24 protein-coding genes are annotated in these 22984 nt (G+C 55.5%); 6 read left to right on the top strand and 18 right to left on the bottom strand.

Features of this window, described 5'->3' with window-relative positions:
* Positions 1 to 4: 4 nt before the first annotated feature.
* The 3 genes from slmA to coaBC all read right to left on the bottom strand — a co-directional run bounded on the left by slmA (position 5) and on the right by coaBC (position 2378).
* Entirely contained in the window at positions 5 to 601 is a 597-nt protein-coding gene (gene slmA, locus ACVKSX_RS22660; protein ID WP_010258372.1) for a nucleoid occlusion factor SlmA, read from the bottom strand.
* Between the two features lie 120 nt (positions 602 to 721).
* Positions 722 to 1180 carry a dUTP diphosphatase gene (dut, locus tag ACVKSX_RS22655; protein WP_022624903.1) on the bottom strand — a complete coding sequence of 153 codons (459 nt, stop codon included), beginning with the start codon at positions 1178 to 1180 and terminating at the stop codon, positions 722 to 724.
* Positions 1158 to 2378, bottom strand: a complete 1221-nt coding sequence (gene coaBC / locus ACVKSX_RS22650; protein ID WP_029519510.1) for a bifunctional phosphopantothenoylcysteine decarboxylase/phosphopantothenate--cysteine ligase CoaBC — start codon at positions 2376 to 2378, stop codon at positions 1158 to 1160. Before coaBC ends, dut begins: the two co-directional genes overlap by 23 nt.
* Positions 2379 to 2558: 180 nt before the next feature.
* On the opposite strand from coaBC, the gene radC reads away from it, so the two are divergent.
* The 4 genes from radC to mutM all read left to right on the top strand — a co-directional run bounded on the left by radC (position 2559) and on the right by mutM (position 4759).
* Positions 2559 to 3215, top strand: coding sequence for a RadC family protein (radC, locus tag ACVKSX_RS22645; protein WP_010258361.1), 657 nt, complete (start codon positions 2559 to 2561; stop codon positions 3213 to 3215).
* A 241-nt stretch (positions 3216 to 3456) separates the two neighbouring features.
* On the top strand, positions 3457 to 3693 hold the full coding sequence (gene rpmB / locus ACVKSX_RS22640; protein WP_006121249.1) for a 50S ribosomal protein L28: 237 nt from the start codon (positions 3457 to 3459) through the stop codon (positions 3691 to 3693).
* A 19-nt stretch (positions 3694 to 3712) separates the two neighbouring features.
* Positions 3713 to 3880 carry a 50S ribosomal protein L33 gene (rpmG, locus tag ACVKSX_RS22635; protein ID WP_003024094.1) on the top strand — a complete coding sequence of 56 codons (168 nt, stop codon included), beginning with the start codon at positions 3713 to 3715 and terminating at the stop codon, positions 3878 to 3880.
* A 69-nt stretch (positions 3881 to 3949) separates the two neighbouring features.
* On the top strand, positions 3950 to 4759 hold the full coding sequence (gene mutM / locus ACVKSX_RS22630) for a bifunctional DNA-formamidopyrimidine glycosylase/DNA-(apurinic or apyrimidinic site) lyase (RefSeq protein WP_031591878.1): 810 nt from the start codon (positions 3950 to 3952) through the stop codon (positions 4757 to 4759).
* On the opposite strand, the gene coaD is transcribed toward mutM, so the two are convergent.
* The 11 genes from coaD to rfaD form a co-directional block, all read right to left on the bottom strand.
* Positions 4756 to 5235 carry a pantetheine-phosphate adenylyltransferase gene (coaD, locus tag ACVKSX_RS22625; protein WP_010258279.1) on the bottom strand — a complete coding sequence of 160 codons (480 nt, stop codon included), beginning with the start codon at positions 5233 to 5235 and terminating at the stop codon, positions 4756 to 4758. The genes mutM and coaD overlap by 4 nt on opposite strands.
* Positions 5232 to 6008, bottom strand: a complete 777-nt coding sequence (locus ACVKSX_RS22620; RefSeq protein WP_163799710.1) for a glycosyltransferase family 2 protein — start codon at positions 6006 to 6008, stop codon at positions 5232 to 5234. Before ACVKSX_RS22620 ends, coaD begins: the two co-directional genes overlap by 4 nt.
* Positions 6008 to 7282, bottom strand: a complete 1275-nt coding sequence (gene waaA, locus ACVKSX_RS22615) for a lipid IV(A) 3-deoxy-D-manno-octulosonic acid transferase (protein WP_010258275.1) — start codon at positions 7280 to 7282, stop codon at positions 6008 to 6010. Before waaA ends, ACVKSX_RS22620 begins: the two co-directional genes overlap by 1 nt.
* Positions 7283 to 7374: 92 nt before the next feature.
* A complete protein-coding gene (locus ACVKSX_RS22610; RefSeq protein ID WP_010258274.1) occupies positions 7375 to 8508 on the bottom strand; it encodes a glycosyltransferase family 4 protein in 1134 nt (377 codons plus the stop codon).
* Positions 8501 to 9577 (bottom strand): putative lipopolysaccharide heptosyltransferase III, encoded by a 1077-nt coding sequence (rfaQ, locus tag ACVKSX_RS22605; RefSeq protein ID WP_010258272.1) that lies wholly within the window; start codon positions 9575 to 9577, stop codon positions 8501 to 8503. The genes ACVKSX_RS22610 and rfaQ overlap by 8 nt, the downstream gene beginning before the upstream one ends.
* A 73-nt stretch (positions 9578 to 9650) precedes the next feature.
* Positions 9651 to 10637, bottom strand: a complete 987-nt coding sequence (locus tag ACVKSX_RS22600; RefSeq protein WP_284671903.1) for a glycosyltransferase — start codon at positions 10635 to 10637, stop codon at positions 9651 to 9653.
* A gap of 327 nt (positions 10638 to 10964) precedes the next feature.
* On the bottom strand, positions 10965 to 11969 hold the full coding sequence (locus ACVKSX_RS22595; RefSeq protein ID WP_033773154.1) for a glycosyltransferase family 8 protein: 1005 nt from the start codon (positions 11967 to 11969) through the stop codon (positions 10965 to 10967).
* 9 nt (positions 11970 to 11978) lie between these two features.
* Positions 11979 to 13055: a glycosyltransferase family 9 protein gene (locus ACVKSX_RS22590; protein ID WP_064690986.1), complete on the bottom strand. Its 1077-nt coding sequence runs from the start codon at positions 13053 to 13055 to the stop codon at positions 11979 to 11981.
* Positions 13052 to 14029 carry a lipopolysaccharide heptosyltransferase RfaC gene (rfaC, locus tag ACVKSX_RS22585; RefSeq protein ID WP_010258262.1) on the bottom strand — a complete coding sequence of 326 codons (978 nt, stop codon included), beginning with the start codon at positions 14027 to 14029 and terminating at the stop codon, positions 13052 to 13054. Before rfaC ends, ACVKSX_RS22590 begins: the two co-directional genes overlap by 4 nt.
* Positions 14017 to 15072 (bottom strand): ADP-heptose--LPS heptosyltransferase RfaF, encoded by a 1056-nt coding sequence (rfaF, locus tag ACVKSX_RS22580; protein ID WP_010258260.1) that lies wholly within the window; start codon positions 15070 to 15072, stop codon positions 14017 to 14019. The genes rfaC and rfaF overlap by 13 nt, the downstream gene beginning before the upstream one ends.
* A gap of 17 nt (positions 15073 to 15089) precedes the next feature.
* The gene (rfaD, locus tag ACVKSX_RS22575; protein WP_010258257.1) at positions 15090 to 16022 is read right to left on the bottom strand and encodes an ADP-glyceromanno-heptose 6-epimerase; all 933 of its coding nucleotides are present in this window, start codon (positions 16020 to 16022) and stop codon (positions 15090 to 15092) included.
* 230 nt (positions 16023 to 16252) lie between these two features.
* Between rfaD and ACVKSX_RS22570 the strand changes: the two genes are divergently transcribed.
* Both ACVKSX_RS22570 and tdh read left to right on the top strand, forming a co-directional pair.
* Positions 16253 to 17449, top strand: a complete 1197-nt coding sequence (locus ACVKSX_RS22570; RefSeq protein ID WP_010672085.1) for a glycine C-acetyltransferase — start codon at positions 16253 to 16255, stop codon at positions 17447 to 17449.
* Positions 17450 to 17459: 10 nt separating this feature from the next.
* Positions 17460 to 18488 carry an L-threonine 3-dehydrogenase gene (tdh, locus tag ACVKSX_RS22565; RefSeq protein ID WP_010258251.1) on the top strand — a complete coding sequence of 343 codons (1029 nt, stop codon included), beginning with the start codon at positions 17460 to 17462 and terminating at the stop codon, positions 18486 to 18488.
* 28 nt (positions 18489 to 18516) lie between these two features.
* Here tdh and ACVKSX_RS22560 read toward each other — a convergent pair whose 3' ends face one another.
* From ACVKSX_RS22560 to envC, 4 genes are all read right to left on the bottom strand, one after another.
* Positions 18517 to 19428 carry a hypothetical protein gene (locus ACVKSX_RS22560; RefSeq protein ID WP_033759220.1) on the bottom strand — a complete coding sequence of 304 codons (912 nt, stop codon included), beginning with the start codon at positions 19426 to 19428 and terminating at the stop codon, positions 18517 to 18519.
* Positions 19421 to 20650, bottom strand: a complete 1230-nt coding sequence (locus ACVKSX_RS22555; protein ID WP_010672083.1) for a glycosyltransferase — start codon at positions 20648 to 20650, stop codon at positions 19421 to 19423. Before ACVKSX_RS22555 ends, ACVKSX_RS22560 begins: the two co-directional genes overlap by 8 nt.
* A 104-nt stretch (positions 20651 to 20754) precedes the next feature.
* Positions 20755 to 21657, bottom strand: coding sequence for a divergent polysaccharide deacetylase family protein (locus ACVKSX_RS22550; RefSeq protein WP_045139508.1), 903 nt, complete (start codon positions 21655 to 21657; stop codon positions 20755 to 20757).
* Between the two features lie 3 nt (positions 21658 to 21660).
* A complete protein-coding gene (gene envC, locus ACVKSX_RS22545; RefSeq protein ID WP_029519509.1) occupies positions 21661 to 22962 on the bottom strand; it encodes a murein hydrolase activator EnvC in 1302 nt (433 codons plus the stop codon).
* Positions 22963 to 22984: the final 22 nt, after the last annotated feature.

Below are 22984 nucleotides of genomic sequence, written 5' to 3'. Positions count from 1 at the left end.
CGCTTTACGCCAGCTGGGCGGCAATCAGCGGCCAGCGAGCCTCAAAGTCTGCGGTAGGACTGAAACGAAACTCAGAACGAACATACCGTGACAGTAAACCCTCACAGAAAGCCAGCAACTGACTTGCCAGCAGCGCCTCATCAGCCTGAAAGGCTTCGCCCTCGCGCATTTTCCGTTCCCGCATCACCTGTCGCAGCTGCACTTCAATCCGCTCAAACAGCTGATTGATGCGTCCCTGCAGTCGGTCCTGCTCAAACATCAATGCATGGCCGGTCAGAATGCGCGTCAGTCCCGGATTACGCTCACCAAATCCCAGAATCAGTTGCACGATCAGACGCAGACGCGTCATGGTCTCTTTTTCATCCTTGAGGATCAGATTGATGCGGGTAATCAGACTGTCTTCGATAAACTCAATCAAGCTATCGAACATTCGTGTCTTACTCGGGAAGTGACGATACAGCGCCGCTTCGGAAACGCCCACCGTGGCTGCCAGTTTGGCTGTGGTAATGCGCTGACTGCCATCACCCGACTCCAGCATCTGCGCCAGCGCCTGCAAAATCTCTTCGCGACGATTCCGCTTCGCGACTTTTTTTTCTGCCATGACCTTAAAGACCCCTGAAATTCACCTAAAAACAGGCAACACCTACGCATCTGCCACAGGAACGCGTCCTGTGGCGATGAGGAAAAAATAACGGGCGTAAGTGAAAGTCGGTAATGCGGGTTACTGGCGACCGGAGTGGCCGAAGCCGCCTTCGCCGCGCAGGCTGGCGTCGAAATCTTCGACCAGGTTAAATTCCGCCTGCACCACCGGTACAAAGACCAGTTGTGCCATGCGATCGCCGGGTTGCAGCGAGAAGCTTTCCTGGCCGCGATTCCAGACCGAGACCATCAGCTGTCCCTGATAGTCGGAGTCAATCAGACCCACCAGGTTGCCCAGCACGATGCCATGTTTATGGCCAAGGCCTGAGCGCGGCAGGATCACAGCGGCCAGATCGGGGTCGGCAATATGAATCGCCAGGCCGGTCGGAACCAGCGTTGTGGTGCCTGGTGCGATGTCGAGAACATCATCAATGCAGGCGCGTAAATCTAACCCAGCGGAACCTGAAGTCGCGTAGGTCGGCAGTGGAAACTCTTTGCCGACGCGCGGATCCAGGATTTTAACGTCTATTTTTTTCATCATAACGGCTGACAATCTCGTCTATTAATTGTTGGCCAAGGAGTGACTTATCGCTGAGCGGTAAGCGTTTTTCTCCATCCTGCCAAAAAAGGTGAAGAGCATTGGTGTCGCTATTAAACCCCTGTCCGGCTTTAGCGACGTCGTTAGCGCAGATCAGATCCAGATTCTTGCGCACCCGTTTTTGCCGGGCGTATTCTTCCACATTCTGTGTTTCAGCAGCAAATCCAACGACGAACGGCCGGTTTTCCTGAAGTGCAGCGACGCCGGCAACAATATCGGGATTCTTTACCAGGTTCAGCGTGACGTTATCATCGCCGCCCTGTTTCTTGATTTTATCGGCCGCAATATCGGCTGCCCGGTAGTCTGCCACGGCTGCGCTTGCAATGAAAATATGTTGTTTATCTATCTCACTCATGACGGCGGCCTGCATCTCCAGCGCGCTGGTCACATCAATTCGCCGCACACCCGCTGGCGCAGACAGGTTGACCGGGCCGCTGACCAGCGTGACCTGTGCACCGCGTCTGGCGGCGGCGGCGGCAATAGCAAAGCCCATTTTGCCGGAGCTGTGGTTAGTGATGTAGCGCACCGGGTCCAGCGCCTCACGGGTAGGACCGGCGGTAATCATAATGTTGAGATGTTGCAGATCGTTGACGGGCGTAGCCCACTGCACCGCATGGTCAACAATCACCAGCGGGTCGAGCATCCGGCCCGGCCCGACATCGCCGCAGGCCTGGCTGCCGCTGTCCGGTCCCCAAATCAGCACGCCACGCGCCTGCAGGCTCTGCAGGTTATGCTGGGTCACCGCCGCACGATACATCTGCTGATTCATAGCGGGCACCACTGCCACGGGTGAGGCCGTCGCTAACACGGCGGTCGTCACCAGATCGTTTGCCATACCGGCAGTAATACGGGCAATCAGGTCAGCAGTGGCCGGTGCCAGCACAATAAGGTCGGCCCATTTTGCCAGTTCAATATGACCCATCGCCGCCTCCGCTGCCGGATCAAGCAGATCGTCAAATACCGGATAGCCGGAGACAGCCTGCAGGCTGAGCGGAGTAATAAATGCTTTCGCACCCTCTGTCATCATCACGCGGACATCAGCACCGCGATCGCGCAGGCGGCGCACCAGCTCAGGTGCTTTATAAGCAGCAATACCGCCGCTCACGCCAAGAAGAATTTTTTTGCCGGCTAATCCCATCATGATGTTGGCCTCACTAAGCTCTCTGCCGCTCGCGGCGGCGAATGCACGGACTTTATCACAAAAGCGTGGATGCGCCTTTTCACTGACTGCGTTTGCGAGCCGTCTCGTAGATTGCAGCTTCACTGATAGCTGCACTCTTCATGATGGGCCATGCTGAGGCTCATCTCAGGGAGAGCGGACATGAAAATAAAGGGACCACGGGAAAAACTCCGGAAGCTGGGTGCGCATGCCCTCAGCGATACCGAGCTATTGGCCATTTTTCTCCGTACCGGATCGCCTGGGCAGAACGTCCTGGAGCTGGCCGGTCAGATGCTGGACGGTTTTGGCTCGCTTTATCAGCTCATGACGTCAGACAAAGCGGCATTCGGTGAAATCAAAGGGGTCGGCGATGCCAAGCTGGCACAACTTCATGCGATTGCCGAACTGGCGAAGCGTTTTTTCGCCAGTAAGCTGGCCCGCGAAAGCGCAATGGAAAATCCACAAATCACGCGCCAGTATCTGCAAAGTCTGTTAGCCCATCAGGAGCGTGAGATCTTTATGGCACTGTTTCTGGATAATCAGCATCGGGTGCTGCGGGCACAAAATATGTTCTCTGGTTCCATTAACAGCGTGGAAGTTCACCCCCGCGAGATTGTCCGGGAAGCGCTGAAGCTCAATGCTGCCGCTCTGATACTGGCGCATAATCACCCGTCGGGCATGGCGGAGCCGAGCCGTGCAGACCGTGAAGTGACCCATAAAGTCAGCGAAGCCTGCCAGCTACTCGACATCCGTCTGCTCGATCATCTGGTGATTGGGCATGGCGAATATGTCTCCTTTGCCGAGCGGGGATGGCTCTGACAGGGGGGAATTTCACGCCAGGTGGCGGCTTTTTGCCCGATCATTCGGGATCTTTATCTGTTCGGGACTTGAGCACTTGGGCTGAGCGGCGTATACTACGCCACCTTTGAGAATCTCGGGTTTGGCGGTTAGGCCAGCTTAGCGGGTTCCATGGAATTCGCCTGGCGGGCTGCAAGCCTGACGAGGCGGCCCAAACCTAATTTTTAAAGCTCGAGCTGATTTGATTTTTGGAGATATTGACATGTCACGAGTCTGCCAGGTAACTGGAAAGCGTCCGGTGACGGGTAACAACCGTTCCCACGCAATGAACGCGACGAAACGCCGTTTCCTTCCGAACCTGCACTCACACCGTTTTTGGGTTGAGAGCGAGAAGCGCTTCGTTACTCTGCGTGTATCTGTTAAAGGTATGCGTATTATTGATAAAAAGGGCATTGATACGGTGTTAGCCGATATGCGTGCCCGTGGTGAGAAGTACTAAGGTACTAAGGAACTGAATCATGGCTAAAGGTATTCGTGAGAAGATCAAGCTGGTTTCCTCTGCTGGTACAGGTCACTTCTATACCACCACGAAGAACAAACGTACTAAACCAGAGAAGCTGGAACTGAAAAAGTTCGATCCGGTTGTACGTCAGCATGTGCTCTACAAAGAAGCTAAAATTAAGTAATTTTAGCGTTCTGCTAAAAACCCGGCTCCGGCCGGGTTTTTTGTTTGTGTAAAACGCTGAGGAGAAGGTATGCCAGAGTTGCCAGAGGTTGAAACCAGCCGTCGCGGTATCGAACCGCATTTGGTCGGTGAAACCATCCTTCACGCCGTGGTGCGTAATTCACGTTTGCGCTGGCCTGTTTCGCAGGAGATCCTGGCGCTAAGCGATCAGCCGGTGCTCAGTGTGCAGCGTCGGGCGAAATATCTGCTGCTGGAGCTGCCGCATGGCTGGATCATTATCCACCTTGGCATGTCCGGTAGCCTGCGCGTGCTATCAGAAGAGCTGCCAGCGGCGAAGCATGACCATGTTGATCTGGTCATGAGCAACGGCAAAGTGCTGCGCTACACCGACCCGCGCCGCTTTGGTGCATGGCTCTGGAGCAGCGATCTGGCGGGCAGCAGCGTGCTGGCACATCTCGGGCCGGAGCCGCTTAGCGAGGAGTTTGACGGCGCTTACCTGTTTGAGAAGTCACGCGGCAAGCGGACGCTCATCAAGCAGTGGCTGATGGATAACAAAGTGGTGGTGGGCGTGGGCAACATTTACGCCAGCGAGTCACTGTTTACCGCCGGGATCATTCCCGATCGTGCTGCCGGCAGTCTGTCGCAGGCCGAAGCGGAACTGCTGGTCAATACCATCAAAGCGGTGCTGTTACGCTCCATTGAGCAGGGCGGAACCACACTGCGTGACTTCTTACAGAGCGACGGTAAACCCGGCTATTTTGCACAGCAGTTACAGGTTTATGGGCGGGCAGGCGAACCCTGCCGGGCATGCGGTACGCCGATTGTCAGCGGCAGACACGGGCAGCGCAGCACCTACTGGTGCCCGAACTGCCAGCATTAAGCCAGTTTAGCCAGCAATGCCTGATGCACCGGCGCGGGCAGGAAGGCGGTCACATCGCCGCCGTGACGCGCCACCTCTTTGACCAGCGAAGATGAGATAAACGAGAAGCCTTCAGACGGCATCAGGAAAACACTCTCCAGCGTTGGCAGCAGATGACGATTCATCTGGGCCAGCTGCATTTCATATTCAAAGTCTGACACCGCACGCAAGCCACGAACCAGCACATTCGCCTGCTGGTCACGGGCAAAATTCGCCATCAGGTCGCTGAATCCGACCACCTCAACGTTGGGCAGATGGGCTATCACTTCACCAGCCAGCGCCACGCGCTCATCCAGACTAAACATCGGTTTTTTACTGGGGCTGGCGGCAACGGCCAGAATGACCTGATCAAACATCTGCGCTGCCCGCGTCACGATGTCGAGATGGCCGAGCGTCACAGGATCAAACGTTCCGGGATAGATGGCTTTCGTGATCATACTCGCCCTTTTGCCGAAGCATGATTCAGCGCCCAGAGGGCTGAATATTTATTGAAGGTATATTGCGCATTGACCACCGCCAGAATCCAGCCCTGTTTTCCGTCGAGAAAACCGGCACGCAGCAGCAGGGTTTTCATAAACGCGCCCAGCGTATGGCTGAACAGAGAAAACAGGCTGCAACGCTTACCGCGCCGATGGCGTTCCGTAGCCCAGGCTTCGGCATAAGCCAGCTGCTTGCGCTGAAAGGCGATTAAATCGCGGCAGGTCAGATGCTGCAGATCGCCGGGTAATGCCACCACCGGCGCGCCGTCACTTTGCAGTGATTCATGCACCAGATTGTCATTGTAGCGGAAGGTGCGTGGGTAGAGTCGCATGACGCGGTCAGGATACCAGCCGCTATGGCGCATAAAGCGGCCGAGAAACAGATTACTGCGGCCCAGGCTATAAACCGTACGGCTGGGTGGCGCGACCAGCACCTGCTCAATCGCGGCGCGCAGTTCAGGTGTCACGCGTTCATCCGCATCGATCATCAGAATCATGTCGCCGGTGGCATAGTGCTGCGCGCGCTGGCGCTGGATACCATAGCCCTGCCAGTCATCATTGAGGTAGACCTTCGCCCCAGCCTGCGTGGCGATCTCGACACTGTTGTCATGGCTGCCTGAGTCCAGCACGATAATTTCATCGGCCCAGCTGACCGAGGCCAGGCAGTCAGGCAGCAGTTCCGCTTCGTTTTTGGCGATCATCACCACGGAAAGACGTTGGCGTGCTGACATTAGTGGGCCCGTGGTGGCAGATGCGGTTCGAGTAACTGTAGCAGACGCTGTAGCGCACCCTGATTCTGGTGCAGCACGTCTACCGCATGACGTCCGTAATAACGGCGGTAATCATCATCCTGTAACAGGTTGGTGACCTCTTTTTCCAGCGAAATCACGTCGGTGACGGTGATCAGCCCCTGGCCTTCCTGCAACTTGCTGCAGATATCTTTGAAGTTCCAGATATGGGGTCCCATCAGAACCGGAAGCGCATGGGCAGCAGGCTCCAGCGGGTTGTGTCCACCCCGTTCAACCAGGCTGCCGCCGACAAAGGCCAGATCGGCAATACCGTATAGCAGCATCAGTTCGCCCATTGAATCTCCGATGACCACCTGCGTTGAGCCAGACGGGATCTCGCCGCTGCTGCGCAGGATAAAACTGAAGCCGCGTTCCTGCGTGAGTTCACGGGCATCGTTAAAACGCTCGGGATGGCGGGGCACCAGAATCAGCAGCAGATCCGGGAAGGTCTGCAGCAGGCGGCGATGGGCATCCAGCACAATGGCCTCTTCACCTTCGTGCGTGCTGGTGGCGATCCACACCGGACGGCGCGGCGCCCACTGACGACGCAGCGTCACCGCTCTGGCGGCCAGTTCTGGCGTCACGGAAATATCAAACTTCAGGCTGCCGGTAATCGTTAGTTGAGAACGTTTCAGGCCCAGGCTCAGGAAGCGGTCGCCATCTTCCGCATTCTGCGCCGCGATAAGCGTGATGCTCTGCAACAGTCGGCGCATGAATTTACCCAGCTTGCGGTAGCCTTTGGCCGATCGGGCCGAGAGGCGGGCATTGGCGATCACCAGCGGAATATTACGCTGGTGCAGAATGCGGATAATATTCGGCCACAGCTCGGTTTCCATGATGATCACCAGGCGTGGGTTGACCGTATCCAGAAAACGATTAATCGAACCCGGCAGATCATAAGGCAGATAGACGTGATGCACATCTTTGCCAAATGCAGATTGCGCGCGTTCAGAGCCGGTAGGCGTCATGGTGGTGACGGTAATCGGCAGGGTCGGGTAACGATGACGCAGAGCGCGCACCAGCGGGATCGCAGCCAGGGTTTCACCCACAGAGACCGAGTGCAGCACAATGCCGTCGGGCTTAACTTTGCCGACACAATAGCCATAGCGTTCTGCCCAGCGTTTGCGATAGGCAGGCGCTTTACGACCGCGCAGCCACAGGCGCAGCCAAATCAGTGGCTGAATTAAGTAGAGCAATGCGGTGTAAAAGGTCGTCATAGTTACCGTTACAGCAAATTCGCGTCTAAAAGCAGATTAAAATCAGATGGCGGCATGTTATCAGAAACCCCGCATGCACTCATCCCACATTGTCAGTTGCTGCTCAGGACCTGCTGATAAAGCGAAGTCAGCGCCTGCGCCAGCCGTTGTGGACCATAAGGTTCAATTTTGCGCCGCGCCGCGTCACCCATTCGTGAATCGACGGAAAGCGCCGGTAATGCATTAACAGCCTGATTTAACCCGTTGATATCCAACGCATCACAGACGAAGCCTTCCTGACCAGCGGTAATAAATTCTGCGCCACCGCAGCCAGTGCTGGTAATCACCGGTAAGCCGCAGGCCATCGCCTCCAGTACCACATTAGGAAAAGGATCGTAGAGGGTGGGCAGCAGCAGGCCATCAGCCGCGTGATAGAACGGCTGCACATCCTGCTGTACGCCGACAAAGCGCAGGCGGTCCAGACAGTTAAGCTGATTTGCCAGCTGCTGATACCGCTGCAGTTGCTTATCCTGACCCACCACAATCAGATAACGGTCGCTGGCAGCCAGCGCCTGTATCGCCGCTTTCAACCCCTTGCGTTCAAAGCCGGAGCCGACATAAATCAGTACGGTGGCCGCATCGGGCAGCGCCAGCTGCTGACGGGTGGCGCGACGTGCAGCTTCCGTGGCGGGCTGGAAACGGCTGGCGTCGATAGCATTATGAATAACGTGGATTTTTCCGGCATCGAGCGAGAAACAGCGCAGGATATCGCGCTTTACCATCTCAGAATTACAGATCACCGCTTTCAGCGTCGGAGAGTTAAACATCTCCGCTTCCGCCTGCAGGACATAGCGATGATAAGGGCTGAGCACAGCACTCAGTCGTTGCCACGATGAGACGATGCGGGCGCGCTGTTCCAGCCAGACGCGATGAACACCATCACCCGCGCGAAAAATATCACAGCCCGCGATGCGCTCGTGGCTTTGCACAATATCGAACTTTTCGCGCTCCCAGCAGGCGCGTGCTGCACGGGCAAAACCGCGCTCACGGGATACCCGGCCCAGCTTTGCAGGATTACAGATATGCAGATGCCAGTCAGGATTGGGTGTGCCCTGCCAGCTGCGGGTAATGATGTTGAGATCGAGCTGCTCGCTGCCCAGCGCTTCCAGCGCGCGCGAGATAAAACGCTCGGCACCGCCATCCGGACGATATTTCTGCCGGACAATCGCCAGCCGTAACTTACTCATTCAGATAGCTCCTCGCTGCCGCGACCACATCCTTCACCGGAATGGCCGACAGATAACGCTGGTCTGTTTTGGTGTCGATGGAATCGGGTGAGGGCAGCGGGCCATAATCCCCCGCCCAGATGACATGATTGTTGTCGCCCCATGGCCGCCAGTGCTGCAGCTTGGTCGGGCCAAACAGCGCAATACAGGGCGTTTCAAGTGCGGCGGCCATGTGCATTGGTGCAGAGTCGACACCAATAAACAGCCGGGCATGATCGATAAGCGCCGCCAGCTGCGGCAGAGTAAACTGACCGGCCAGCGAAACCACATCCGGCGACGCACACAGTGCCCGAATGCGGTTGATCATTGCCAGCTCCTGTTTGTCCGGCCCGGCGGTCAGCACCACTTTGCGGCCCGGCTGCGCCAGCTGATCGAGCGTGGCGGCAACACTCTCCTCTTCCCAGCATTTAAAGCCCCAGCGTGAGGTCGGCTGCACCACAATATAGGGCGCGGTTACCTGGTGTTCTGCCAGTCGGGTCAGCACAATTTGCTGGTCAGCGTCACTGTAGTGCATTGAGACACGTGCGCCGTCGCTGCTGATGCCGAGGGGTGCCAGCGCCGACATATTCTGCTCAACGGTATGCAGCTTGCTGTGATTGTGTGTGGAGACCAGCTGGTTGTGACACCATCGCCACAGGACGTTATCACGTTTTTTAAAAGCGAAACCGATACGTACTGGCGCCGCGGAGAGACGCGTAATCAGGGCAGCCCGCCACTGATCGGCCAGATTAATCACCAGATCATAATGTGCGTCACGTATGGCGCGAATTAATGCACGCTCATGGCCCAGCTTGCGCCAGGTGCCCTCCTGCTTCCATTTACGATCGATGACGTGCAAATGGCGGATAGCCGGATGCGCTTCCAGCATCGGACGCGTCTCCTGATAGAGCAACACGTCGATGCTGGCCTGCGGATAACGCTCATGAAGCGCATTGATGGCGGGCGTTGTGAGCAGCATGTCACCATGATGGCGCAGCTTAATCAGTAATATATTTTTTGGAGAGATGTTTGCTGGAGTCAGGCTGGCCATAAACAAGAGTTCTCAGAATTCAGTGAACCGATTGTAGGGCAAACCCTTTTTAGGATAAAGCCAGCCTCAAAGGTTATTTATCACGCCAGCGATAGAGCCGGGCCAGCCACAACAGCAACTGATACCACTGCTTAATTCCCCGGGCGTTGCGTAACATGCGCAGGTGTGTCCGGGTGGCGAACAGCTCGGCAATGATTGCCTGGCGTGCGCGGGCGTCAGGCTCACGTCTTACACTGTGGCAAACACTGAGCGCTTCATGGGTCACCTGATAGTGAAACGACGGGTAAATCTTCACGCGGTCACGATAGCGGTCATTGAGCTCTTCCAGCAGTCGCGCAATCTTCATGTAGTGGCGCTGATACTCAACGTTGCGCTCGCCGGTACGTTTGCGATTGCTGATTGAGGCGTCGTGCATATAGTAGCGATAGAGTACCGCTTCGGTATAACGCACGCGTTTTGCCAGCAGCATAAACTCGGTGGTCCAGGGAATATCCTGATGATGCAGGCCGGGTTCAAACTGCAACTGATGATGCTCAATCAGTTCCCGGCGATAGATGCCCAGCCAGACCACATGCATATAACGATGGGTTTTTAGCGCGGTATTCAGCCAGTCGGCACCGCTCAGCACCGGCGTGCTGCGCAGGCGATCCAGCGGAATCAGCGGTTTTACCCGCTGGCTGTGTTTGAAAAACCACTCGGCGTTGCACTGTGCCGCATCCAGATTATCTGCTTCCGCCAGCGTCACCAGCGTCTGATACATATCGGGTTGCATGGTGTCATCCGCATCAGGGAAGGTGACATATTTCCCGCGGGCAATCGCCAGCCCGGCGTTACGGGCGCGCGAGACGCCGCCATTTTCCTGATGAATCACACGAATATAAGAATGCTGCTGTGCATACTGATCGGCGCGCTCGCCTGAGCCATCGGTTGAACCGTCATCGACGATAATGATCTCAAGCAGAGTCAGCGTCTGCGCCAGCAGTGACTGCATGAACTCATCAAACATGCTGCCCGCATTGTACATCGGGGTAATGATACTCAGCAGAGGAGAAGTACTCATGACAATATCTGCACCAGCATTGTATTCACTGCGAAAGGGCGTTGCCTCGTCATAAATCATTTCCAAATCAGCAGAGTGAAATCAGGGAGTTCACAATTATAAAACGATGTTGCATCCCTGCTTTACTAAAAACCACGCCCGACAATAATAATGCGCTATATGCGCTTTTTTTACGCAATGTGGTCGTGCAGGTAAACAGATTATTATGCTGGCTTGCTGTCAGCGTCGTTATTACAGAGGTCGTGGCAAACAGCCGGCGGGATAAGTGACGGGAAAGTCAGGCGCTGAAATAACAGCGCCCGCATCAATCTGATAAACCTGAGTGTGCTATTGCTCACTCTGTTTAAAAAACTTGAGACTGACATACTTCATCATCCAGCTCAGGCTTTCAGCATACTGTTTCTGATGCCATTTTACGCGGGCGAATCGCTTCATTTCTTTATAATGCTTTGGCGTATCAAGCGGTTGTGAAGCCCAGGGGGAGCGCTGGTAATAGCTGTAGTAGCGCTGGGAAAGATCGCTGCCAGCCCATGCATGCCAGGGTTTGCATTTACCGGTGTAGTGAATCATTACCGTCTCTTCTGGCACGCTCGTGTGATCCCAGACTTTATTGGCGATGATGTCGTAAATGTGGTTATAGCGGTCTGGCAGGATCAGGACCTCATCCTCCAGCACGATATTCAGCGCATCCTGATCGGGAAAACCAAACTCTGCGCCCCGCGTTACCAGCACGTCGGTAATGCGCGCGGTGGTCTGCCTTTCGAGCCAGCGTGGAATATTAATCAGCATAAAGCCGGAGTTGAAATAGTGGTGGTGCTTCAGCCCCAGCCTTGCGCACTGGTTATGTCGCGCCCGCGGTGTGTCATTACAGGCCGCCAGCGTGTAATCAGTGATATCCAGCGTGAACAGGGGAGAGTAGTCGCCCACCACCAGGGTGTCAGCATCAATATATATCACCCGATCGCTGTAGCTCGCCACGGTTTCCGGGATCAGGAAACGGTAGTGGATACTTTTGGGATAGCGTCCGACCGCAGGCAACTGATCAACCCAGGCACGGTTAAAGATATGCAGCGTGATCGCCAGACGATGGCCCGTGGCCAGCGATCGCAGTTTTTCCACATCCTCTTCGCAAAGCGAGTCTGAAAAAACATGGGCGTGGAAAGCGGTATCAGGATGATGGCTGAGAAGTGAAAACAACGTAATGCCCAGGCCACGCGCGTAGGCGTAGTTGATGCCAAACGCAACATGAACCGGATTATCATCCGTGTCAGCAAGCGTGTTAACCAGCAGCTGACTTTGCTGAACGGCCTCAGCAAGAGGGGTAATTGCCATTACGCTTCACTATTCCAGATTATGAGTAATAAACGTTTGTATTCTAGTCAGTTTATCGTGATCCAGCCCGAATAATTTTTCAGCAGGCTGATCAAACTGAAAACGGGTGGCAAAAACGAACGTCGACGCAGCAATATTATCCGGTCCGATAAACAAAACGTTATTGACCGGACGCTGTTCCCGGACTTCACACGGCCCGTAAAGCATGATCACCGGTATCTGCTGCGCATCCGCAATATAAGCATTGCCAGAGTCAGAGGAGATGTAGAAATCCATCTGTGTAATGGCCCACGGAACCTCTTCCAGTTTTAGCTCACCAATCAGACTGACGATATTGTCTTTCGGGCCGGTCAGGCTCAGTAACTCATCCAGCCACGGCTGCTCAGCCGGTGGGCCAAACACATAAAAGGTGCAGGGCAGGTCAGCCAGCGACGCCATCAGCTGCTGCCAGATGCTGGCAGGAATGGTTTTAGCCCGGTTACCAGCAGAAATACTGATGCCAATTTTAATACCGCTGCGCGGATTAAGCAGCGCGGCGGGCGGCGCAGGCGGCTGCCAGAGCGGTGAGGTTGCATGCTTAGGGAAATCGGTGTAGCGGTAGTCACGATTAATCAGCTTCAGGTAGCTGTCGAGCGTTAAATCCGTTTTGGTGTGGTCGACAATACCGCTGGCGCTGCGATAGAAGGTCTTATGGTAGGACTTACGCACATAGGTGCGCAGAAACTGCTTGTTCGATGCGTTGCAGAGCGCGGCGAAAAACAGGTTCACGCTGTTTGGCTGTACCAGATAGACGTTGTCATAGCGGTTCATCAGCGTGAACGCGAGCTTCAGTTTGGCAAAAAAGCTGCGCTTCGCCTCTTCAATCAGGAAATAGCGGCTGACCGTGTCATCGTGACGCGCCAGCGGCTCCACCGCTTTGCTGATCAGCAACTCAGACTGACCCAGCGCGCGCAGCATCGGGGTGATATTAATAAAATCACCAATCTTTGCCGTCTGGATGATCAGGCTGCGTCCGGTTGGCCGGTAAAACAGCCGCATTACAGCCCGGAAAGGCAGCAACAGCAGGTAGATCAGCACATAGTTCATGGCATGTTTTCCGTAATAACGGCCCGCAGTTTCTCTGCCACCGTGTCAGCAGTCAGCTCTGCCAGATTATGATTCGGGGCGCTCAGTGCCTGTTGGTTCTGCCCGTAACCGCCAATCAATCCAGGATCGGTCGGACCATACAGCGTGAGGTTGGGGCGATCCAGTGCCGCCGTCAGATGGCTCAATCCGGTATCCACTGAGACCACCGCCCGTGCGCCCGCCAGCTGTTGTGCTATCGCTTCCAGCGTCAGCTTAGGCAGTACATCGACATGCTCAAATCCTTCTGCAAGGCGCTGCGCACGCTGATGCTCATGTTCAGCACCCCAGGGCAATTTCACTCGCAACCCGCTGGGCTGCATCTGCTCAATCAGCTGTCGCCAGTGTGATTCCGGCCAGTGCTTGTTGTCACGCGTTGTGGCATGCAGAAAGACCAGGTAATGATGTGCGTCAGCGGGCAGATGATGCAGGAAGTGTCCGGCAATGGCGTAGTCACCCTGACTTTGCGGCTTTTCATAGCCCAGGCTTTTGGCGAACAGTTCGCGCGTCCGCTCAACCGCGTGCTGTCGCTTACTGACCTCATGGCGGATGTCATACCACCAGCTGGCGAACGGCTCACGCGCGCTGCGGCTGTCCTGCCCATGTTTCACCCCTTTCGATAAGCGGGTGACCAGCGCGGCACTTTTGATCAGGCCCTGTGCATCAATCACGATATCGTACTCACGTGACTGTAACGCGCGCTTAAACAGCACGCGCTCTTCACGCTGCTGACTGCCAAACCAGTGTTTGCGCCAGCGGCGAATCGCAACCGGTAACACCTTATCTACTGCGGGATGCCAGCCAGGGATCTGTGCGAAATTCTCTTCCACTACCCAGTCGAAACGGATGCCGGGAATGGCATGCATTGCATCGGTCAGTGCCGGGAGCGAATGCAGCACATCGCCCATTGATGAGGTTTTAACAATCAGGACGTGCATGGCACCTCCTGTGGCGCGAGCAGTTCGCTCAGCGTCTGATGTACACGTTCAGGCTGAATATCGATCAGGCTCTGGTGATAGCCCTGTTCGGCATCGCCTTTGCGCACTTTGTGATAGCCGGTAATCAGGCGAATAATTCGCGCCTGCTTTGCCAGCGGCGGCGTAAAGTCAGGACTGCTTGGTCCATAGAGCGCCACCAGTGGACGATCCAGCGCCGCGGCGATATGCATCAGGCCGGAGTCGTTGCTGACCACGGCACGGCATTGTGCCAGCAGAATCACCGCCTGTTCCAGCTGGGTTTCACCCGCCAGATTACGGCAGTGGCCGCGAGCCTCTTCGGGCAGCGCCGCGATAATCTCTTCGCCGGTCGGGCGATCTTTGGCGGAGCCAAACAGCACGATCTGAAAGCCTTCAGCAATCAACTGGCGGGCCAGCGTGGCGTAGTGATAGTGCGGCCAGCGTTTGGCCGGACCAAATTCAGCGCCCGGACAAAAACCGATGACCGGACGGGTCGCGGCGAGCTGAAACTGTGCGGCCGTTTCAATTTTTTCCTGCTCTTCAACCTGCAGTTTTGGCCACAACAGCGGCTGGGGCAGCTGCGCCGCCGACGCAACAGGTGTGTCGTAGCCCAGCGCAACGTAGCGCTCAACCATCAGTGGAAATGCGGCTTTATCCAGCACGCGCAAATCATTCAGCAGGCCATAGCGCATTTCACCGCGCCAGCCGACGCGGCGTTTTATTCCGGCAAAGAAGGGGACCAGCGCCGACTTGAAGGAGTTAGGCAGCACATAAGCGCGGTCGTAGTGACTGGCGCGCAGCACTTTGCCCAACCGGCGACGCTCACCGATTTCCAGCGCGCCATGCCCAAGTGGCATCGCCAGCGCCTGATTCACCTCCGGCATGCGTGACAACAACGGACGGCACCATGCAGGTGCCATCACGTCAATCACCGCATCGGGATGTTCGGCCTTGAGGGTGCGATAGAGACTTTGCGACATCATCATATCGCCGACCCACGACGGGCCGATTACCAGAATTTTCATCGCCGGAGCAGCTTCCTTTATGCGTTACGGTTCAGCCAGACCATATAGTCAGCGACGCCCTGCGCCACCGTTTTAAATGGCTTGTCGTAGCCGGCGGCACGCAGCTTAGTGAGATCGGCCTGAGTATAGGCCTGGTACCGTCCTTTGAGTTTTTCCGGGAACGGGATGTACTCGATCTGACCTTTCTGGTGGAACTTCAGTACTGCGTCAGCCACTTCCTGGAAGGACTCGGCGCGGCCTGTGCCACAGTTGTAAATCCCGGAGACGCCATTTTCCCAGCACCACAGGTTCACTTCCGCAACATCATCAACGTGGATGAAATCACGTTTAAAGCCGTCGCTGCCTTCAAACAGTTTTGGATTTTCATCGTTGCTGATCTGCGTGTTCAGATGGAAGGCCACGCTTGCCATGCTGCCCTTGTGGCCTTCACGCGGTCCATAGACGTTGAAATAGCGGAAGCCGCATACCGGCGAGTTCGCTTCCGGCAGCATCTGACGGACGTAATGGTCGAACAGCATCTTAGAGTAGCCATAAACATTAAGCGGCTGCTCATACTGACGCTCTTCAATGAAATTCTCGTTGCGTCCGCCGTAGGTCGCTGCGGAAGAGGCGTAGAGGAACGGGATCTCGCGCTCAAGACAGAAGTGCAGCAGCTCTTTGGAGTACTGATAGTTGTTCTCCATCATGTATTTGCCATCCCACTCGGTGGTGGAGGAGCAGGCGCCCTGATGGAACACCGCTTCGATCGGGCCTAAATCATCGCCCGCCATCACGCTCATCAGGAACTCTTCTTTGTCCATGTAATCGACGATATCCAGGTCGACTAAATTGGCAAACTTGGTGCCATCCTTCAGATTATCCACCACCAGAATGTCGGTGTGACCGCGATCGTTCAGCGCTTTGACGATGTTGCTGCCAATCATTCCTGCGCCGCCAGTTACGATAATCATGTTGTTACCTTCAACGTTGTGGGGTGAAACAGGAGGTTTCACACACGAATACCTCACATCATAACATTTCATCAGGGTGCAGACAGCCAGATGACTCTGTAACGCTTTGTGCGTACATCCTTGTGGCGTGAACTATGCTGCAAAAATGACATTCTGTTGGGCGATTTATCGTGAAGAAGCGGCCTGTTCAGTAAGATATGCCAGATTTTTGCCATCTGAGGAGAGCAATGATGCCTGCGCAATTTTATCAACAACTTCGTCAGCAACTTGATGATGCACGTCAGGAAGGACTGTTTAAACAGGAGCGGATCATCACCTCTGCCCAGCAGACGGAGATCGCGGTTGGCGATAACCCGGCGGTGATTAACTTCTGTGCCAATAACTACTTAGGTTTAGCGAACCATCCGGCGCTGATTCAGGCGGCGAAAGAGGGGATGGATTCGCATGGTTTTGGTATGGCGTCGGTGCGCTTTATTTGCGGCACGCAGGATAGTCATAAGCAGCTGGAAAAGCGGCTGGCAGACTTTCTCGGCATGGAGGATGCCATTCTTTACTCCTCCTGTTTCGATGCCAATGGCGGTCTGTTTGAAACCCTGCTCGATGCGCAGGATGCCGTCATCTCTGATGCACTGAACCACGCTTCCATTATCGATGGCGTCCGGCTGTGCAAAGCGCAGCGTTACCGCTATGCCAATAACGATATGGCGCAGCTGCGCGCCTGCTTGCAGGAAGCGCGCGATAAAGGCGCGCGTCATATTCTGATCGCCACCGATGGGGTCTTCTCAATGGATGGGGTGATTGCGAATCTGCCCGCTATCTGCGATCTGGCCGACGAGTTCTCTGCGCTGGTGATGGTGGATGATTCCCATGCGGTGGGCTTTGTCGGGAACGCCGGACGCGGAACCCATGAATATTGCGATGTGATGGGCCGGGTCGACATCATTACCGGCACGCTGGGTAAAGCGCTGGGTGGCGCCTCCGGTGGCTACACCGCCGCAAAAGCAGAAGTGGTGGAGTGGCTGCGCCAGCGTTCCCGTCCCTATCTGTTCTCTAACTCGCTGGCCCCGGCCATTGTTGCCGCCTCGCTGCGGGTGCTGGATCTGCTCAGTGAAGGCGACGGGCTGCGTCAGCGTCTGTGGGACAACGCCCGTTACTTCCGGGAGCAGATGACGGCGGCGGGCTTTACGCTGGCGGGAGCCGATCACGCCATTATCCCGGTGATGCTGGGTGAAGCCAGCGTCGCCCAGGAGTTCGCCCGCCTGCTGCAACAGGAAGGCATCTACGTTACAGGCTTCTTCTATCCGGTGGTGCCAAAAGGTCAGGCACGCATTCGCACCCAAATCTCTGCGGCGCATACCCAGCAACAGCTGGAACGTGCGGTGGCGGCCTTTACCCGTATCGGCAAACAACTGGGCGTTATCGCCTGAGGAGTCCGTCATGAAAGCACTCGCCAAACTGAAGAAGGAAACGGGCATCTGGATGGTGACCGATGCGCCAGTTCCGGAGCCGGGCCACAACGATTTGCTGATTAAGATTCGCAAAACCGCTATCTGCGGTACCGATGTCCATATTTACAACTGGGATGACTGGTCGCGCAAAACCATTCCGGTACCGATGATTGTCGGTCATGAATATGTGGGGGAAGTGGTTGCGATAGGACAGGAAGTGAAAGGCTTTACGATTGGCGATCGGGTCTCGGGCGAAGGGCACATCACCTGCGGACATTGCCGTAATTGCCGTGCCGGGCGAACGCATTTATGCCGTAACACAATGGGTGTAGGCGTTAACCGCCAGGGCTGCTTTGCGGAGTATCTGGTTATCCCGGCCTTCAATGCGTTCAAAATTCCCGACAACATTTCCGATGAGCTGGCGGCAATCTTTGATCCGTTCGGCAACGCCGTGCATACCGCGCTATCGTTCGATCTGGTGGGTGAGGATGTGCTGATCTCCGGCGCGGGTCCTATCGGCATCATGGCCGCCGCGGTCTGTCGCCATGTCGGCGCACGTAACGTGGTGATCACAGACATCAATGAGTATCGTCTGTCACTGGCGCGCAAAATGGGCGTCACGCGCGCGGTCAATGTGGCGAATGAGGATCTGCGAGACGTGATGCACTCGCTGGGCATGACGGAGGGATTCGATGTCGGACTGGAGATGTCTGGTGCACCGCCTGCCTTCCGTTCATTGCTGGAGGTAATGAACCACGGAGGGCGGATTGCACTGCTGGGCATCCCGCCGGGTGAAATGGCGATCGACTGGAACCAGGTGATCTTCAAAGGGCTTTTTATCAAGGGCATTTATGGCCGGGAGATGTTTGAAACCTGGTATAAAATGGCGGCGCTGATCCAGTCCGGGCTTGATTTAACGCCGGTTATTACCCATCGCTATGGAATCGACGATTTCCAGCAGGGCTTTGATGAGATGCGTTCAGGACGCTCGGGAAAAGTGATACTGAGCTGGGATTAAAACAACGGCCGCCAGGGCGGCCGCATGATTAGCTTTGTTTTTTCTCTTCATCGGTCAGGTAGCGCACTTTGCGCGTGTAGTCCTGACCTTTAAAGTTCAGCGGCTGTTGCGGATCGGCGAGGTATTTTTGCCATTCCGACAGCGGAAAGCCGCCATGTGCACCTACCACTTCAGGCGGGATCACCGCCGACTGACCGCCAATTTTCTTTGAGACCGGCCAGTTAGCCCATTCGCCCAGATTGACGGTTTTAATATCCAGCATGTCCAGCAACACCGCGAGCGGCAGCTGGTCAGTAGGCGGCTGGCTGTCGTTCATTAAATTCCAGGTATCATTAAACAGCGTCAGCCACAGCGGCGAAATGCGCTGCCAGACTTCACGGGTGGCAGCCAGGTAAGCCCCATTCACGTGATCCACCAGCCAGGGCCGGATACTGTGCGGGTAGTAGGCGGGGATCGCCTCTTCCGGCGCATCAGCCAGCTTGGCAATCATTTTCCCCTGACGAAAACTGGAATAGAGATGGCCGGGCTTCATCATGATCTCCGGCATCTTAAGCAGATTGAGGTCGGAATCGATCATCAGAATGCCGTCGCCTTTTGCCTGTAAGGGCGCCTGCAATTTAATCAAACGACTGCGATAGATCTGCTTGTAGCGATAGCTCTCTTCCCGATGCGGGACATCCAGCGTCGCCACGCGGGTTTTTACTGGCAGGCTGCCAAAGGCGTGAGCCGGCTGATCGCTGACAATTACGATCTCTTCAGCCTCTGTCGCAAAGCGCGCCGCAAAATCGGCACTGAGCAGGGCTTCTTCAATATAGTCCGCGCCGGTGCAGGGAATCACGACCGAGGTTACCGGTACAGTGCCCTGAACCTCTTTCTGCGAATAAGGCAGGTTATGGCTCGCTCTGATATGGCGATAACGGGGATTTAAAAAATTAAGCATGAGGTTTCTTTTTCACGACGCTTTGCAAAATATTCTCGACGCCGCTGATATAAGTTTCAATAGCGTACTGTTCACGTACGCGTTTCGCTGCCGCATTGATCAGGCGTTGACGTAAATCCGCATCCTGCCACAGTGCGGTCAGATGCTGGGTCAGTTGCACCACGTTGCCATAATCAAATAGCAGCCCGGTTTCGTCATGACTGATCAATTCGGCAGTGCCGACCACGCGGGATCCCACTACGGCGGTATTCACCAGCATCGCCTCCAGCACCACCCTTGGTAAGCCCTCACTGCGTGAGGCAAGAATAAACGCATCAAAGGCAGTGAGGTAATCCAGCGCGTTGTTCTGAAAGCCCGTAAAGACCACATGCTGCTGGATGTTCTCTGCGGTAGCGAGTTGCAGCAGATGCTGAAGTTCCGGACCCGCTCCAACAACCACCATCTTCCAGTCGGCATCGGGATTAGCGCGTTTAAAACGGCCCAGTGCCTGCAGAATATGGTGATTAGATTTACGCAATATCAGCGAGCCGATCGTGCCGAACACAAAGGTCGAAGGGGAGAGTTTAAAGCGCTGGCGTACTTCAAGGCGGTCGGGCAGAGGCTGGTGGATGTCGATAGCATTATTGACGGTAAAACAGCGTTCCGCATCAACACCGTGGCTGCGCAGGGTGTTATTCACGCCCTGCGACACGGCAATGATCGCCTGGCAATCCTGATTAACCATGCTGACCAGCCGCGGTTCCAGAACCGGATCGATACGGCAGTGTTGCACTACCGCAACATCCAGGCTGCGCGCCGCCAGATAACCTTCCACATTGGTGCTGGGCTGGTTATTCATATAGAGCGTGTCAAACTTCCCCAGCTGCAGCAGTGAGTTGATTTTGCTGGCATTGGGCATAATGCGCCAGTGTGTATCAATCTGATCGATGGCGCGCTTCTTGAGCTTTTTATTAAAAAACAGCAGTGCACGCGCGGCTTCTTTAACAAACTTTGCCCAGCGTGGCTGCCTGATTTGCGGAATAAAAAAGACCGGGATAGCCAGCGCATTCAGCGTGGCCTCAATGGTTTCGTCGTTGCCACGGCTGTAGTTGTGATAGAAGCAGCAGGTGATATCAAACTTTTGACGATCAATACGCTTCAACAGCTCCAGCATACTGTTGGTGCCGCCGCCCCACTCTCTGCCGTTATCCAGCAGCAGGATTTTTTGTTTAATAATCGTCATCCCTATCACTGTTCCCGCACAGCACGTTATCGCCCGACCCAGGATTATAGTAATTTCTGCGTATAAATGAACGCTAAGCTGAACACTTAGCATTCATAGCAAATTCAGAACAGATTTTTTAGCGTGTTAAACAGCGGGCTGTTATTCACGCTTTCCGCTATTACCGCTAAGGCTCGGGTGGCAGGAACCGGCGCCAGCGGCTGTTTCGGTTTACACAGGTCTGCAGGCTGGAAGCGCGGTGTCACCGGTTTTGCCGGCGCCACAGGCGGCCGTGAGCCGCTGTGCAGTGATTCGTTCAGCAGCTGACTGGGACGAACCAGCGTAACGTCGGCTGGCAATGTGGGTAACATCTGCTGCAGCACCCGCACTGTGTTAGGGTGGGGATGACCAATGGCAATGGCGTAACCGTCGCGCTGCGCCAGTTTCACCGCCCGACTGAACTGCTGGCGGATGGCATTAATATCCTGGCTGTCATCCAGAAATACCCGGCGTTTTAATACCCTGACCTGGGTGCCCTGTGCGGCAGGAACAGCCTGACTGTTAGCGATGGTCATGCTATCCAGAAAGTAGAGATTGTAGTGGTTCAGCGCCTGCATCACTTTCTGCATGCCGGGCAGGCTGGAGGTCATCCTGCTGCCCATATGGTTGTTCAGACCTACGGCATAAGGCACGTTGTTAACCGCATTGCGCATGATGCGGGTAACTTCTTCGCTGCTCATCTCCGGCGTTAAGGTATCTTTTTCCAGTGGCTGTTTGCTCAGCGGCGCCATGGGCAGATGGATCAACACTTCGTGACCACTCTGGTGCGCTTTGGTGGCCATTTCACGGGCATGTGGCGCGTTGGGCAAAACCGCCACTGAAATGGCCTGCGGCATCTGCAGGACCTTGTTCTCTTCGGCAGGGCGATAGCCTACGTCATCGATGACAATGGCCAGTTTGCCCGCCTGCGCAGCGTAGCTGAACAGCAGGGCGCTCAACAGAACGGGGATTTTTCGAAGTTGCAGCAAAACCTATTTTCCTAACCACGGGAGTGGATTGACGGCCTGTCCCTGACGTCGGATTTCAAAATAGAGCGACGGAGTACCGCGGCCACCACTGGTGCCCACCAGTGCGATAGGCTGTCCTGCCTTCACCTGCGTACCCACGCTCACCAGCGCACTTTGGTTGTAGCCATACAGGCTCATATCGCCTTTACCATGTTCCAGCACGACCACCAGGCCGTAGCCCTGTAACCAGTCGGCCATCAGCACGCGGCCATCGGCGATAGCTTTCACCTCGGTACCTTCGCGCGCATCAATCACCAGTCCTTTCCAGCGCAGTTCACCCTGCAGCTGTTCACCAAAGCGATGTTCAATGCGTCCGCGTACCGGCCACAAGGCCTGCCCGCCGGCGCGACCAAGTCCACCGGTGCGCGCCACCAGTTCGCGTTCGCTCTGGGTCGGCTGATAGCTGGAGCCTTTGGCTTTCGCCTGCGCCTGACGCTGACGCACTTTTTCCGCCTCACGCGCTTCACGGGCGGCGCGCTCGCGCGCCTCGCGTTCCGCACGGGCGATCTTATCCTGCAGACGGCTTTCGTTCTGACGCATCTCGACCAGATCGGCCTGATCTTTTTCCAGCGCGCTTTCCAGTGTCGTCAGGGTTTTTTTCCGCGCTTCGCTCGCCTGTTGCAGCTTCTGCTGCTGGCCCTGCTGCTGCGCTAATAAGCCTTTCTGCTGCTGTTGCTTCTGCTCCAGCGTGGCGCGTTGCTGAGCTAAGTCCTGACGCGTCTGTTGCAGCGATTCGATACTTTTCTGGCGCGCCGCATTCAGATAGCCGAAATAGGCCAGAATACGCTCGCTGCGCTGACTCTCTTCACCGCCCATCAACAGCTGTACACCGTTGTGCTTACCCTGACGAAACGCCGCATCAAGCTGCTCTGAAAGCAGGTTTTCCTGTTGGGTTTGCTGTTTTTCAAGGCGGGCGATGGAGGTGGCAAGCTGTTTGATTTCATCATTCAGGGCGTTGAGGCTATTGCGGGTGTCACGCAACTGACGGCTCGCCTGAGCGATGATTTTTTCCTGGCTCTGCAACTGATCCAGTAATTTGCTGCGCTGCAACTTTTGCGCTTTAACGCTTTTCTCTTTTTCAGCGATGTTTTGCTGAATAGATTGCAGCTGAGATTTGCTGTCTTCTGCACTAACGGCGGCGGCAGGCAATAACAGTGCCCCCGCACAAAGCAGGCTAAGGGAGAGGCTGGACAAGTGTGTGAACAACGGCAGGTTATCGCCGTTGGGACGGGTCCTTGTGTGCGAAACGGTTGTTTTTCCCTTCATAGGCCAATGATTATTCCACGAT

The organism is Pantoea sp. PvP021 (assembly GCF_054056055.1).
This window is presented reverse-complemented; position numbering and strand designations above follow the sequence as displayed.

What these genes read in the sequence shown, in the direction of transcription:
- ACVKSX_RS22570 (WP_010672085.1), top strand. Translation starts at nt 16,253, where the DNA reads ATGCCTGCGCAATTTTATCAACAACTTCGTCAGCAACTTGATGATGCA.
- envC (WP_029519509.1), bottom strand. Translation starts at nt 22,962, where the DNA reads ATGAAGGGAAAAACAACCGTTTCGCACACAAGGACCCGTCCCAACGGC.
- rfaD (WP_010258257.1), bottom strand. Translation starts at nt 16,022, where the DNA reads ATGATTATCGTAACTGGCGGCGCAGGAATGATTGGCAGCAACATCGTC.
- ACVKSX_RS22620 (WP_163799710.1), bottom strand. Translation starts at nt 6,008, where the DNA reads ATGTCAGCACGCCAACGTCTTTCCGTGGTGATGATCGCCAAAAACGAA.
- ACVKSX_RS22610 (WP_010258274.1), bottom strand. Translation starts at nt 8,508, where the DNA reads ATGAGTAAGTTACGGCTGGCGATTGTCCGGCAGAAATATCGTCCGGAT.
- ACVKSX_RS22555 (WP_010672083.1), bottom strand. Translation starts at nt 20,650, where the DNA reads ATGACGATTATTAAACAAAAAATCCTGCTGCTGGATAACGGCAGAGAG.
- waaA (WP_010258275.1), bottom strand. Translation starts at nt 7,282, where the DNA reads ATGACGACCTTTTACACCGCATTGCTCTACTTAATTCAGCCACTGATT.
- coaBC (WP_029519510.1), bottom strand. Translation starts at nt 2,378, where the DNA reads ATGATGGGATTAGCCGGCAAAAAAATTCTTCTTGGCGTGAGCGGCGGT.
- rpmG (WP_003024094.1), top strand. Translation starts at nt 3,713, where the DNA reads ATGGCTAAAGGTATTCGTGAGAAGATCAAGCTGGTTTCCTCTGCTGGT.
- radC (WP_010258361.1), top strand. Translation starts at nt 2,559, where the DNA reads ATGAAAATAAAGGGACCACGGGAAAAACTCCGGAAGCTGGGTGCGCAT.
- ACVKSX_RS22560 (WP_033759220.1), bottom strand. Translation starts at nt 19,428, where the DNA reads ATGCTTAATTTTTTAAATCCCCGTTATCGCCATATCAGAGCGAGCCAT.
- ACVKSX_RS22595 (WP_033773154.1), bottom strand. Translation starts at nt 11,969, where the DNA reads ATGGCAATTACCCCTCTTGCTGAGGCCGTTCAGCAAAGTCAGCTGCTG.
- tdh (WP_010258251.1), top strand. Translation starts at nt 17,460, where the DNA reads ATGAAAGCACTCGCCAAACTGAAGAAGGAAACGGGCATCTGGATGGTG.
- rfaF (WP_010258260.1), bottom strand. Translation starts at nt 15,072, where the DNA reads ATGAAAATTCTGGTAATCGGCCCGTCGTGGGTCGGCGATATGATGATG.
- slmA (WP_010258372.1), bottom strand. Translation starts at nt 601, where the DNA reads ATGGCAGAAAAAAAAGTCGCGAAGCGGAATCGTCGCGAAGAGATTTTG.
- dut (WP_022624903.1), bottom strand. Translation starts at nt 1,180, where the DNA reads ATGATGAAAAAAATAGACGTTAAAATCCTGGATCCGCGCGTCGGCAAA.
- ACVKSX_RS22600 (WP_284671903.1), bottom strand. Translation starts at nt 10,637, where the DNA reads ATGAGTACTTCTCCTCTGCTGAGTATCATTACCCCGATGTACAATGCG.
- ACVKSX_RS22590 (WP_064690986.1), bottom strand. Translation starts at nt 13,055, where the DNA reads ATGAACTATGTGCTGATCTACCTGCTGTTGCTGCCTTTCCGGGCTGTA.
- rpmB (WP_006121249.1), top strand. Translation starts at nt 3,457, where the DNA reads ATGTCACGAGTCTGCCAGGTAACTGGAAAGCGTCCGGTGACGGGTAAC.
- rfaC (WP_010258262.1), bottom strand. Translation starts at nt 14,029, where the DNA reads ATGCACGTCCTGATTGTTAAAACCTCATCAATGGGCGATGTGCTGCAT.
- mutM (WP_031591878.1), top strand. Translation starts at nt 3,950, where the DNA reads ATGCCAGAGTTGCCAGAGGTTGAAACCAGCCGTCGCGGTATCGAACCG.
- rfaQ (WP_010258272.1), bottom strand. Translation starts at nt 9,577, where the DNA reads ATGGCCAGCCTGACTCCAGCAAACATCTCTCCAAAAAATATATTACTG.
- coaD (WP_010258279.1), bottom strand. Translation starts at nt 5,235, where the DNA reads ATGATCACGAAAGCCATCTATCCCGGAACGTTTGATCCTGTGACGCTC.